Genomic DNA, 11697 nt, shown 5'->3' with positions numbered 1-11697 from the left:
ACTGGCCCGGCGAGGAAACCGACGGGCCTGCGGCGGTCGGTCCAGCGACCGTCGGTGGCCGCAGGGGTCCGAGGGTGGTCGGCCTGCCCAGCGGGGGCCGCTGGGCGGAGGCGTGCGGTGGAGGCCATGCGTCCCATCGTGGCAGCCGGACACACCCACGATCAGCCCGCGCTCCCCCGCGTTGGGCGGGGGACAACCCCCCAGGGGCCCACCGGGTGCGGCCGGGTGCATACGCGCGCAGCCAGGTGCACCAACAACCGCCCCCGGTGGGCCGGACACCGCGTACTCCGGTTCGTCCTACTCGGCGAGTGTCATGGTCAGCCAGGGCATGCGGCTGATCGGCGCATCCCGGGTCAGCTGCGTGCGGGTCGGCATGATCTGGGGCGCGTTCGACGCCCGAGGCATGGACGAGCACCGCCGCCGGGGCGTGACCCTGCTCGCCCGCCTCCCGGGCCAGTCCGCACAGATCGCACACACTGAAGGGGCGGCCCGGCCTGATGGCCCGGCCGCCCCTTCAGAGCGGATACCGCTGATTCACGCGGTGTCGATGAATGACTGCTGCAGGTACTTGTGCACGGCATCCTCCGGAACCCGGAAGGAGCGCCCGACCCGGACGGCCGGAAGCTCGCCGCCGTGGACGAGTCGATACACCGTCATCTTCGACACGCGCATGATCGAGGCGACCTCGGCGACGGTCAGGAACCGCACCTCGGCGAGCTGACGCTCATTCGACATGTGATACCTCGATCTCTCCAACACACGCGCGTCGCCGGCTTCCCCTCCGGCGAAACATCACACGGGTGCAGAAGGCAACCTTAGGTGCTGATGTGACTGGAGGGGAAGGGCGCGAAGGGGTCGGGCTCCGCTGTGCAAGCGGACACGCCGAGCGGCCGGCTTCCCACTGAGAGCTCAGCCGGTCCCCTGAGGGACCAGGTCGTCCGGCAGGGACGCGCCGGATCTCAAGCCAATTCTCTTGGTATGCCGCTGAGCTCGCTCCTCGCGCGAGCCACCCTCAGCGCCCGTCCACCCTCAGGGCGAGAGCCGGTGCAGGTCGCGCGGGAAGAGGGCCACCTCTCGCACGTTCTCGGCCCCCGTCAGTCGCGCCACCCACCGCTCGAGCCCGATCGCGAACCCCCCGTGGGGCGGCATGCCGTGCGAGAAGGCGTCGAGGTAGCCGGCGAACAGCTCTGGTGGCTGCCCGGCACGCTCGAGAGCGGCCGCGTAGTCACTGGGCCGGTGCAGGCGTTGACCACCCGTCGTCAGCTCCAGGCCCCGGAAGAGGAGGTCGAAGCTGTTCGAGCCCTCACCCACGGGGGGCTCCGCCCCGGGTGCACCCCCCGAACTCCCGCGGGGCTGGGTTGTCTCGTAGCCCTCGGGTGCCGAATAGAAGGGGCGCTTCGCCATCGGGTAGCCCTCGACGGCAAGGAAGTCCGAGCCGAAGGTGTCGCGCGCCCAGTCGCTCAGCGCTCGTTCGTGCGCCGGGCTGAGGTCGGGCTCGTCCGCCGCGGCCCCCACCTTCGTCAGCGCGTCACGGAAGTGGATCACGGGGAACTCCTCGGGCACCCGGGGCAGCTCGGCACCGAGGAGCGCAGCGGCCTCAGCGGCATACGACCTGATGGACTCGACCATCCCGGCGAGGGCCGCACGCAGAATCACCAGGACGTCACGATGGTCTCGGATGAAACCGAGCTCCGCGTCGAGCGAGGTGTACTGCGCGAGGTGCCGGACCGTGTCGTGCGGCTCGGCGCGGAACACCGGACCGACCTCGAAGACCCGCTCGAACACCCCCACGAGCATCTGCTTGTAGAACTGGGGCGACTGGGCGAGGTACGCGCGCTCGCCGAAGTAGTCGACGCTGAAGACGTTCGCGCCGGACTCCGTCGCGGTGCCGACGAGCTTCGGAGTCGCGATCTCGGTGAACCCGAGCGAGCCGAGGGCAGAGCGGAACCCCTGCATCGACGCACTCGCGATCTCCCACGCGGCGCGGCGCCTCGGGTGGCGCAGCGTCACGGCGGCATGGTCGAGCTGTGTCGGCAGGCCGGCCCCGAAGGTCGGCCGCCACAGCTCTGCCGGCGGGGGCGCCGCCGGCTCGGTGAGCGGCGTGAAGGCGGGGTCGACCAGCTCGGCGCCGCTGGGCGCGTCGGGGTTGTGGACCGCCCGACCCGTCACCTCGACGACCGTCTCCTCCGGCATCGCAGCGAGGCCCGCGATGACGTCCGGGTCCTTGACGACGACCTGGGCCAGGCCCGAGCGGTCCCGCAGCACGACGAACGTGACGTTCGCGAGAGCTCGACGTCGGTGGACCCAGCCGGCGAGAGTGGCGGGCGCGCCGTCCGGCTGCGCCGCGAGGTCGCGGGCGAGGACTCGAACCGTCGCGCTGGTGCGTGGTTGGTGCATTGCTGGCATTCCTTCACCTCCTGGGATGGTGCCCCGGAGGTGCGGGCGATGGGGTGTGTCGCTGTGCCACCGCACCTTCGCCGCCGCAGATCGCGGTCGGCCTCTGGTCCTGCTCGGCTCAGGATCGTCAGGCCCGTCAACGCCGTGCCCCAAGGGTAGGTGGGTCTCACCGGCGCAGTCCAACGGGAATCGGCGCTCGGTCGATTCTCACGCCGTCGTCGTCAGTCGAACCTTCGCGACCGACTCCTCGGCGCTCCGATCCGCCCACGTAGAACGTGGGACCCACCTCGCTGGCGCTCGGTCGATTCTCACGCCGTCGTCGTCAGTCGAAGTGCACGTCCAAGCCGTGGTGCGGGAACACCGCCGTCCGGGTCGCCATGATCGCTCGGTCCACCTCGCTGCCCGGGTCGTAGCCGAGGTCCCACGAGCGCCACCAGAGCGGCCCGTCCTGAGTCGTCAGGTCGCCCATGCGGAGCGGGGCCGGCCGTCCGGTTGCCCGCTCGACGTGGTCTCGCCAGTCCTGCGGGATCTCCGTCGCCGTAGGAATGGGCTGGTGCGCCGCGATCCCCGTCAGGTGAGCCCACGTGCGCGGCACGACGCCGACGACCTCGTAGCCCCCTCCGCCGAGTGCGACCCACTTGCCGTCACACACCTCGTGGGCCAGCCGATGGAGCGAGTCAGCGGCCGATCGCTGGGCGTCCACTGTCATGGCGAAGTGCGCGAGCGGGTCATCCGCGTGCGTGTCGCACCCGTGCTGGGTGATGAGGATCTCGGGCTTGAACGACCGCACGATCGGCATCACGACGGCATGGATGGCTCGGAGCCAGCCGGCGTCGGCCAGACCCGGTGGCAGCGACACGTTGACAGCGGTGCCCTCGGCGTTCGGGCCGCCGATGTCCGCGGGCCACCCGGTGCCCGGGAAGAGCGCCCGGCCTGTTTCGTGCAGGGAGATCGTCAGGACTCTGGGATCGTTCCAGAAGATCCGCTCGACGCCGTCGCCGTGATGCACGTCCACATCGACGTAGGCCACCCGCTCCGCCCCGTGGTCGAGGAGCCACTGGATGCCGATCGCGATGTCGTTGTAGATGCAGAAACCGCTCGCCCGGTCCGGCATCGCGTGGTGCAGTCCGCCGGTGAAGTTGACGCCGTGGCTCGTCTCGCCCTCCCACACCGCCCGGGCGACGTCCACCGTCCCGGTGACGATCCGGGCGCTCGACTCGTGCATCCCCTCGAAGGCAGGGTCGTCCTCGGTGCCGATCCCCCGGTCCGGGTTGGCCCTGGTCGGGTCGGCCGAGGCCGCCTTGACCGCTGCGATGTACTCCGGCTCGTGCACCGTCTCGAGCAGCTCGTCGCTGGCCGGGTCCGCCCCGCACACCTCGACGCCGGGTGCATCGAACAGGCCCAAGGCCTCACACAGCCGCGCCGTCAGGTCCAGTCGGATGGGCGCCATGGGATGTGTCGGCCCGAAGTTGTACTTCGTGAACGACGGGTCCCAGACGACGCGGGCCTGACTTGGCATGATTGAGACGCTATCGCGTCATCGAGGTGCGCGGACTGTGACGAAGGGAACCCCATGGCCCGGAACAGGCTCTTCGAGGACGACGTGCTCGTCATCGGGCTCGGACGGTTCGGCTCGGCGGTGGCCACCGAGCTGACCAAGCTCGGTCACCGCGTCATCGCCGTCGAGCGCGACAACGCCCTGGCCGAGTCCTACGTCAACAAGTTCGCCAAGGTCGTGCACGCCGACATGGCCAAGGCGTCGGCGATCGACATGATCCGGGCCGCGGAGCCGAAGATCGCCATCGTCGGGATCGGATCGTCCATCGAGTCGTCCGTCCTCGCCTCCGCGAACCTCGTCGACGCGGGCGTGCCCTCGATCTGGGCCAAGGCGCTCTCCGAGGAGCACAAACGGATCCTGGACCGGATCGGCGTCCACCACGTGATCTCGCCCGAGTCCGACGCGGGGCGGCGTGTCGCGCACCTCGTCAACGGCAGGCTGCTCGACTACATCGAGTTCGACGACGGTTTCGCCATCGTCAAGATCAAGCCACCGTCGGAGACGATCGGCTTCACCTTGGAGCAGAGCCAGATCCGGAGGAAGTACGGCGTCACCGTCGTGGGGGTCAAGGCGCCGGGCGAGGACTTCACCTACGCCGTGCCCCAGACGAAGGTCTCAGCGCACCACATGCTCATCGTCAGCGGGCCGACCGAGCTCATCGAGCGGTTCGCCGCCCGACCTTGAACTGCAGTCCAGCGACCGCGGCGTGGTCGGCCAACGACCCGGTGCGCCTCAGCGACCGACCACCCCGGGGTCGGTGCCGAGCGGGAGGACCATGGCGATCTCCTCCTCGCCGTCGATCTCCGACTTCACCCCCATCGGCCGCCGCTCGTCCGCGGGCCGGAAGCCCATCCCGCTCGCGAAGGCGACGGCCCGACCGTTCTCGGTGCCGACCCAGTAGTAGAGCCGACTCTGTCCGCGTTGCTGGGCCAGGACCGCACCGCTCTTGACGAGGCGCGTGGCGACCCCGGTGCCACGCAGCTCGGGCTTGACCCAGAGCCCGAAGAGCTCGCCCGAGTCGCCGTCCTCCTCCGACGCCGCCGTGCCGACGCTCACGACACCGACCGCGACGCCGTCCTGCTCGGCGATGAGTCGGGCCGAGCGTCGCATCCGCGCGCGCCAGTAGTCCTCGTCGAACGCCTCTTCCTCCTCTGCCGTCGCAACGAAGGCCTCGGGGGATTCACGCAGGGCCTCGAGCCGCACTGCTCGATAGTCCTGCCACTCGTCCTCGCCCAAGGTGCGCACGGTGATCTCGCTCATGCCTCCACCTTTGCACGCAGCCTCGCCGCGACGCACCCGAGGGTCGGCGAACTCGGTGTGACCCGGCGCACAAGGTTCGATGCCGGTCTGCAGAGGCCGCCGTTCAGAGGCGGTGGACCATCTCGATCTCGTGGATGTCGGCACGACGGGGGTGGGGCTCGGTGGCACCGGTCCGGACGAAGCCGCAGCGCTCGTAGAGGGCGATGGCGGCCTCGTTGGTGCTGCCGACCTCGAGCACGACCTCCGTCCTGCCGAGGTGGCGGGCCTCGTCAAGCACGGCGTTGACCAGCGCCTCGCCGACTCCCCGCCCGCGCGCTCGAGGTGCCACGTACAAGCCGAAGAGCTCCCCCGTGGTGGCCCGCTCCGTCTCCCAGTGCGCCCCCAGTCCCACGCTGCCGATGACGCCCTGTGCGTCCCGCGCCTGGACGAGCCACGCGCCCTCGATCCGTTGCCGCCAGTCCGCCTCGTCGAAGACCGCCTCGTCGGCGTACGTGTACCAGAACGCATCCGGTGCATCCTCAAGGGCCTCCAGCCTGAAGTCGCGGTGGCTCTCCCAGTCGTCGGGGCGCACGATGTGCAGGTGCATCGGCCGATGTCCGCGGCGTGTCCGGGATATCGGAATCGCGGACGCTGGCTCCTCGCCTGGTGCACCCATGAGGAAAGCCTCCTCCCCCACGCCCGGGCGCGACAACTCCCTTTCACCCGACCCGGCGTTCAGACGGAGCCCTTCTCGGGTGGCGCAGATCACAGTGCCCAACTAGGTTCGCAGCATGCTGGCGTCCTCGCCGGCATGCAGTCACACCAGTCCCCCGATTGGAGTAGCTCAGTGAAACGCAGTCTCTTCAGACCGCTGGCCGCCGCCAGCGCTGTGGTGCTCGGCGCCTCTGTCGTCGGCGCCGCAGGATTCGCGGCCGCCGCCACGGACGGGGTGGAGGCGACCTACCTGGTCCTGGCCCCGGGCACCGCCACATCGCAGGCCAAGGCCCGCGTCGCCGCAGCGGGCGGCACGGTCGCCGCGGACTACCACCAGATCGGTGTCGTCGTCGCGCGCTCGACCAACCCCGACTTCGTCTCCGATGTGGCCGGGCGCGGCGTCGAGGCAGCGGCCTCGACCGATGGACTCGGCACCCTCCTCGACGAGGGAGAGACCCTCGAGACCGTCGGCTCGGCCGAGGTGGCAGCGAGCCACGCGGCCGGAGAGCCGTTGTACGGCCTGCAGTGGGACATGCCGCAGATCAACGTCGCCGAGGCCCACGAGGTGGCGACCGGCGAGGGCGTCGTCGTCGGCGTCCTCGACAGTGGCATCTCGAGCAGCCACCCGGACCTCGCCTCGCAGATCGCGAAGGACAAGAGCGTCTCGTGCCTCGAAGGCGTGCAGGACACGTCGGAGGCCGCGTGGAACCCCACGACCTCGGACCACGGCACCCACGTCGCCGGGACCATTGCGGCGGCCATCAACGGTGTCGGCGTCACCGGCGTCGCGCCGGGCGCCAAGGTGGCCGCGGTCAAGGTCGTCAACGACGACGGCTACATCTACCCCGAGGCGGCACTGTGCGGCTTCATGTGGGCCGCCGAGCAGGGTATGGACGTCACCAACAACAGCTACTACATCGACCCGTGGCAGTGGAACTGCCGCAACGACGCCCGGCAGCAGCCGGTGTGGCAGGCCGTCCAGCGCGCCATCCGCTACTCCCAGAGCAAGGGTGTGCTCAACATCGCCTCGGCTGGCAACTCCAACGTCGACCTGCAGCACAAGTTCATCGACGACGGCAGCCCCAATGACGGCAGCTACCCGGTCGAGGAGCGCACCATCAACGGCGCCTGCGTCGTCCTGCCCGGCCAGGCCCCCGGTGTCGTGACCGTCTCGGCGACGGGCCCGACGGAGGAGAAGTCGTACTACTCGTCCTACGGCCTCGGCGACGTCGACGTGGCGGCTCCCGGTGGTGACGCCCGGTTCCGAAGCGGTGGCTCCGCCTCGAACGCGGCCGACGCGATCCTCTCGACGACCTTCAACACGGTCACCCGGACCAACGGGTGGGGCTACAAGCAGGGCACGTCGATGGCCAGCCCGCACGCGGCCGGCGTCGCGGCGCTGGCGCTCTCGGCGAACCCGAGGCTCAGCCCCGGCGCCCTCGCCGCGGTCCTCGAGCGCACGGCTCAGCCGCTGGCCTGCCCGGACGGTGTCTACAACCCGACGCCCGCGCTGGGTGACAGGTACGAGGCCACCTGCTACGGCGGGCAGCGAAACGGGTTCTACGGAGCCGGTGAGGTCGACGCCCTCGCCGCCGTCCAGTAGGGCCGGCACGACTCCGTAGCCACGCCTGAGCCGAGTGTGCAGTTCGTGCCAGCGTCACCGGCACGAACTGCACACTCGATCGCGTTGATGCGACGAGCTGCCCCCGCCGACGGCGTGCACTCCGCGTGGCACGTCGGGCGTGCAGACGTGCTCGACAGGCTCAGACGTGGCCGGAGGCCAGCTGCTTGGACCGGGCCGCCGCCGCCTCCATCGCGGTGACGAACGCCGCTCGCACCTTGTGGTCGTCCAGCTGCCGCAGCGCTGCGACGGTCGTGCCGCCCGGGGAGCTGACCTGCTCGCGCAGCACGGTCGGGTGCTCGTGGGTCTCCTTGAGCATCGTCGCGGCTCCGTAGAGGGTCTGCACGACGAGCTCCGTGGAGGTGGCCCGCGGGAGGCCGAGCACGACGCCCGCCTCGATCATCGCCTCGACGACGTAGAAGATGTAGGCCGGGCCGCTGCCGGAGATCGCGGTGACGGCATCGAGGTGCTTCTCCTCGAGCCGCACGACCTTGCCGCACGAGGACAGGAGGGCCTCGGCCTCGAGGAGGTGGTCCTCCGTGCAGTGCCGTCCCGGCGAGATGCCGGCCATGCCCTGGTCGACGAGCGCAGGGGTGTTGGGCATGACCCGGACGACCGACGAGCCCTCGGGCAGGTGTGCCTCGAGGTACTCCGTCGTGATGCCTGCGGCGAGCGAGACGACCGTGTTGCCCTCCCGGACGTGGTCGCGGATCTCGTCGAGCAGGCCCTCCATGTCCTGGGGCTTGACCACGAGGACGAGGGTGTCCGCGAGGTCCGCGGCCTCGGTGTTGGACAGGAAGCGCACGTGGTACGTGTCGGCGAGCTGCGCTCCGCGCTCGGCGTTCCGCTCCGTGATGACGAGCTCGGCCGCGTCCCGGCCGGAGCGCAGCAGGCCCGACAGAAGCGTCTCGCCCATGACGCCGGCCCCGAAGATCGCAGTGACTGCCATGACTCAGCCCTTCGTTGCGAGGCCGCGGAGGAAGAACATGACGTTGGCCGGCTTCTCGGCCATGCGCCGCATGAGGTAGCCGTACCACTCCTCGCCGTACGGGATGTAGACGCGCAGCTGGTCCCCACGGTCGGAGATCCGCTTCTGCTCGTCGGGGCGGATGCCGTAGAGCATCTGGTACTCGAACGACGAGGCGGCCCGTCCCGCCTTGGCCGCGAGCGCCCCCGCGATCTCGACGAGGCGTGGGTCGTGGGTGGCCACCATGGGGTAGCCCGGCCCCTCCATGAGGATCTTGAGGCACCGCACATAGGACTTGTCGACGTCGGCGCCGGACTGGAACGCCACGGACTCGGGCTCCTTGTAGGCCCCCTTGCAGAGGCGGACCCGCGAACCGGCCACGGCGAGGTCTCGACAGTCTGCCTCGGTCCGGTAGAGATACGACTGCAGGACCGCTCCGACGCCCGGGAAGTCGGCGCGCAGCTCGCGCAGCGCCTCAAGGGTGAGGTCCGTCGTCGTGTGGTCCTCCATGTCCAACGTCACCGTCGTGCCGGCGAGGTCGGCAAGCGTGCAGATCTCGCGCGCATGCTCGAGGGCGATCTTGTTGCCGTCGCCGGGCAGCGCCTGGCCGAGAGCGCTGAGCTTGAGCGAGACCTCGACGGTGCCGCCCTCGGTCAGGCCCTCGTCGCGAAGGGCAGTGAGGAGCTCCAGGTAGGCATCACGCGTCTGCTGCGCCTGGGCGAGGTCGGTCGTGTCCTCGCCGAGGTAGTCGATCGTCGAGAGCCGGCCCGTCGCCGCGATCTCCCCTGCGGCGGCGACGACGTCTGCGTGCTGAGCCCCCGGCACGAAGCGCTTGACGACTGCGCGGGACACCGGAGCCTTCTGGACGAGGTCGCGGATCGACTCCTGCTTGGCGAGTTGAAGAAGCGAGTTGCGCAGCACGTCGCTGGCGTCCACGGGACCTCCCGGTCATCGTCACGGTGGTGGCTGCGGCAAATCTACCGCCGTACGGCAGACTCACCGCATGGACGTGCGACTCTCCCTCGACGAGCTCGGCGACGGACTCGGGCAGGCGGCGACGGTGCTGCGGGCGAACGCGATGGCGGCCCGCCTCGACACCGCCGTGCCGACCTGCCCCGGCTGGACCGTGCAACACCTCGTCGCCCACGTGGGCATGGCCCACCGCTGGGCGGCGAGCCACGTCACCGGATCCCCGATCGGGACCCCCGAGTCGCTCGAGGCGCAGGCTGAGTCGGAGCCGGACCTGCTCGGCTGGTTCGACGAGGGGGCCACGGCACTGCTCCAGGCCCTTGTCGACGCGCCTGACGACCTGCAGGCCTTCGTCTTCCTCAAGAACGCCCCCGCCCCGAAGGTCTTCTGGACCCGCCGGCAGTGCCACGAGACGACGATCCATGCCGTCGACGCCATCGCGGCCCGTCTCGGCCGCCCGCCGGAGCGCAGCGAGACCTGGATCGGCGAGCGCCTCGCACTCGACGGGATCGACGAGCTGCTCTCTGGCTTCGTCCCCCGCCGCAGCCAGGGCATCCACCCGCCCGACGAGACGGTCGTGCTCGTTCGGCCCGACGACTCCGCCGTGGCGTGGCGTCTCGGCATGGGACCCGACCACCCCGTGGAGGTCACGGTCGTCGACCCAGCGAGCCCAGCGGCATACGGCACGGTGGACCGCGAGCTGACCGGGCACCCGGTGGACCTCTACCTGCGCCTCTGGAACCGGAGCGCCGACGTCGACCCGTGGTGGCACGACCTCGTCACGATCACCTGGAAGTAGCCCCCGCCTGCCCCCCCGTCCACGTGCGGAGAAGTGACTCGACTCGCGGTGCCGGCCCCGCAAGGATCGGAGCATGCCCGCCCTCGACCAGCTGACCAAGGACGCCTTCCCCCGCTCCGCGAAGTACGACGCGACGTGGCTCGTCGACCTCGACATGGGCCCGCACCCGCTGTGGCTCCTCGAGGACCTCGCGAACGACCTGGAGCTGAGGCCCGGGATGCGCGTCCTCGACCTCGGGTCAGGCCTCGGGGCCACGTCCGTCTTCCTCGCGAAGGAGTACGGCGTGCGGGTCATCGCGGCCGACCTCTGGGTGGACCCCACCGAGGCAGGCGCAGTCTTCGACAAGGAGGGCGTCGGCGACCGGGTCCTGCCCATGCGGGTCGACGCGGGACAGCTACCCTTCGGTGCCCGGTCGTTCGACGCCATCGTCAGCATCGACGCGTGGGAGTACTTCGGGACGGGCGACCACTACCCGCCCTACCTGGCGCGGTTCCTCAAACCGGGCGGTCAGCTCGGCGTCGCCACCCCCGCCCTGACCACGGAGGTGCGTGAGCTCGGTGAGATCCCCGAGCACATCGACAGGGTCGTCGGCGCCGAGACCGCGGCGTGGCACACGGCAGGTTGGCTGCGGAGCCAGTGGGAATTCTCGCGGGCGTTCGTGTCCGTGACGGCCCGCGAGCAGGTCGAGGGCTGTGCCAACTGGCTGCTCTGGGAGCGCGCCGTCATGGAGCTCAAGGGCCGGACCACCTCGCCCGTGCAGCAGATGCTCGAGGCCGACGGCGGGGCGTTCGTCACCTTCGCCCTCGTGACCGGAAGGGTGGCGTGATGCTGACGGCAACCGACCTCGGACACCTCCGACGCGCCGTGGACCTGGCCCGGCTGGCCCTCGAGCGCGGCGACGAGCCCTTCGGGTCGGTCCTCGTCGGTGCCGGGGGCGAGGTCCTCTACGAGGACCACAACCACGTCACCGCGATGGACGAGACGCAGCACCCCGAGTTCGCCATCGCGAGGTGGGCGGGGGCGAACCTGACCCGGGAGGAGCGTGCGGCTGCGACGGTCTACACGTCCGGAGAGCACTGCCCGATGTGCTCCGCGGCCCACGGCTGGGTCGGGCTCGGGCGGATCGTGTATGCCGTGAGCTCGGCCCAGCTCGGTGCTTGGCGCGCGGCCTGGGGACTGCCGGACGGGCCGGTTCGCGCCCTGCCGATCCGCGACGTGGTGCCCGGCGCAGTGGTCGACGGACCGGCGCCCGAGCTCGCGGAGGAAGTGCGGGCGCTGCACGAGGCCTTCGCCCGGCGAACCTGACGCGGCTGCACCGCCCGCCCCGCCGCCACAACTTCGCCCCGGCGAACCTGACGCGGGTCCACCGCCCGCCCCGCCGCCACAACTTCGCCCCGGCGAACCTGGGCCGTGGAGCCTGTGGATGACGCCGG

12 protein-coding genes are annotated in these 11697 nt (G+C 70.6%); 5 read left to right on the top strand and 7 right to left on the bottom strand.

Annotated features, from left to right (window positions below):
- Positions 1-534 precede the first annotated feature (534 nt).
- The 3 genes from LOY02_RS04920 to LOY02_RS04910 all read right to left on the bottom strand — a co-directional run bounded on the left by LOY02_RS04920 (position 535) and on the right by LOY02_RS04910 (position 3916).
- Positions 535-735 (bottom strand): helix-turn-helix domain-containing protein, encoded by a 201-nt coding sequence (locus tag LOY02_RS04920; protein WP_272460991.1) that lies wholly within the window; start codon positions 733-735, stop codon positions 535-537.
- A gap of 294 nt (positions 736-1029) precedes the next feature.
- Complete coding sequence (gene aspS / locus LOY02_RS04915) at positions 1030-2397, bottom strand: aspartate--tRNA(Asn) ligase (protein WP_317181216.1); 1368 nt, start codon at positions 2395-2397, stop codon at positions 1030-1032.
- Between the two features lie 322 nt (positions 2398-2719).
- On the bottom strand, positions 2720-3916 hold the full coding sequence (locus tag LOY02_RS04910) for an acetoin utilization protein AcuC (RefSeq protein ID WP_317181215.1): 1197 nt from the start codon (positions 3914-3916) through the stop codon (positions 2720-2722).
- A 54-nt stretch (positions 3917-3970) separates the two neighbouring features.
- Here LOY02_RS04910 and LOY02_RS04905 point away from each other — a divergent pair, with 54 nt between their 5' ends.
- A complete protein-coding gene (locus tag LOY02_RS04905; RefSeq protein ID WP_317181214.1) occupies positions 3971-4639 on the top strand; it encodes a TrkA family potassium uptake protein in 669 nt (222 codons plus the stop codon).
- A gap of 48 nt (positions 4640-4687) precedes the next feature.
- On the opposite strand, the gene LOY02_RS04900 is transcribed toward LOY02_RS04905, so the two are convergent.
- The gene (locus LOY02_RS04900; RefSeq protein ID WP_317181213.1) at positions 4688-5215 is read right to left on the bottom strand and encodes a GNAT family N-acetyltransferase; all 528 of its coding nucleotides are present in this window, start codon (positions 5213-5215) and stop codon (positions 4688-4690) included.
- A gap of 103 nt (positions 5216-5318) precedes the next feature.
- Positions 5319-5801, bottom strand: coding sequence for a GNAT family N-acetyltransferase (locus LOY02_RS04895; RefSeq protein ID WP_317181212.1), 483 nt, complete (start codon positions 5799-5801; stop codon positions 5319-5321).
- 240 nt (positions 5802-6041) lie between these two features.
- On the opposite strand from LOY02_RS04895, the gene LOY02_RS04890 reads away from it, so the two are divergent.
- Positions 6042-7511 carry a S8 family peptidase gene (locus tag LOY02_RS04890; RefSeq protein WP_317181211.1) on the top strand — a complete coding sequence of 490 codons (1470 nt, stop codon included), beginning with the start codon at positions 6042-6044 and terminating at the stop codon, positions 7509-7511.
- A gap of 160 nt (positions 7512-7671) precedes the next feature.
- Here LOY02_RS04890 and proC read toward each other — a convergent pair whose 3' ends face one another.
- Entirely contained in the window at positions 7672-8478 is an 807-nt protein-coding gene (gene proC / locus LOY02_RS04885) for a pyrroline-5-carboxylate reductase (protein WP_317181210.1), read from the bottom strand.
- A 3-nt stretch (positions 8479-8481) separates the two neighbouring features.
- Positions 8482-9432, bottom strand: coding sequence for a proline dehydrogenase family protein (locus LOY02_RS04880; protein ID WP_317181209.1), 951 nt, complete (start codon positions 9430-9432; stop codon positions 8482-8484).
- A 67-nt stretch (positions 9433-9499) separates the two neighbouring features.
- Between LOY02_RS04880 and LOY02_RS04875 the strand changes: the two genes are divergently transcribed.
- From LOY02_RS04875 to LOY02_RS04865, 3 genes are all read left to right on the top strand, one after another.
- The gene (locus LOY02_RS04875) at positions 9500-10264 is read left to right on the top strand and encodes a maleylpyruvate isomerase family mycothiol-dependent enzyme (RefSeq protein WP_317181208.1); all 765 of its coding nucleotides are present in this window, start codon (positions 9500-9502) and stop codon (positions 10262-10264) included.
- 73 nt (positions 10265-10337) lie between these two features.
- Positions 10338-11090: an SAM-dependent methyltransferase gene (locus LOY02_RS04870; protein ID WP_317181207.1), complete on the top strand. Its 753-nt coding sequence runs from the start codon at positions 10338-10340 to the stop codon at positions 11088-11090.
- Positions 11090-11569, top strand: a complete 480-nt coding sequence (locus LOY02_RS04865) for a nucleoside deaminase (protein ID WP_410505917.1) — start codon at positions 11090-11092, stop codon at positions 11567-11569. Before LOY02_RS04870 ends, LOY02_RS04865 begins: the two co-directional genes overlap by 1 nt.
- Positions 11570-11697: the final 128 nt, after the last annotated feature.

Source organism: Intrasporangium sp. (genome assembly GCF_032907665.1).
Classification (GTDB): Bacteria; Actinomycetota; Actinomycetes; order Actinomycetales; family Dermatophilaceae; genus Intrasporangium.
The sequence above is the reverse complement of the archived record's forward strand: the minus strand, read 5'-3'. Positions and strand labels throughout refer to the sequence as shown.

Bases quoted from the DNA above. Each gene is read 5' to 3' on its own strand.
- LOY02_RS04920 (WP_272460991.1), bottom strand. From the start codon at position 735: ATGTCGAATGAGCGTCAGCTCGCCGAGGTGCGGTTCCTGACCGTCGCC.
- aspS (WP_317181216.1), bottom strand. From the start codon at position 2,397: ATGCACCAACCACGCACCAGCGCGACGGTTCGAGTCCTCGCCCGCGAC.
- LOY02_RS04910 (WP_317181215.1), bottom strand. From the start codon at position 3,916: ATGCCAAGTCAGGCCCGCGTCGTCTGGGACCCGTCGTTCACGAAGTAC.
- LOY02_RS04905 (WP_317181214.1), top strand. From the start codon at position 3,971: ATGGCCCGGAACAGGCTCTTCGAGGACGACGTGCTCGTCATCGGGCTC.
- LOY02_RS04900 (WP_317181213.1), bottom strand. From the start codon at position 5,215: ATGAGCGAGATCACCGTGCGCACCTTGGGCGAGGACGAGTGGCAGGAC.
- LOY02_RS04895 (WP_317181212.1), bottom strand. From the start codon at position 5,801: ATGCACCTGCACATCGTGCGCCCCGACGACTGGGAGAGCCACCGCGAC.
- proC (WP_317181210.1), bottom strand. From the start codon at position 8,478: ATGGCAGTCACTGCGATCTTCGGGGCCGGCGTCATGGGCGAGACGCTT.
- LOY02_RS04875 (WP_317181208.1), top strand. From the start codon at position 9,500: ATGGACGTGCGACTCTCCCTCGACGAGCTCGGCGACGGACTCGGGCAG.
- LOY02_RS04870 (WP_317181207.1), top strand. From the start codon at position 10,338: ATGCCCGCCCTCGACCAGCTGACCAAGGACGCCTTCCCCCGCTCCGCG.
- LOY02_RS04865 (WP_410505917.1), top strand. From the start codon at position 11,090: ATGCTGACGGCAACCGACCTCGGACACCTCCGACGCGCCGTGGACCTG.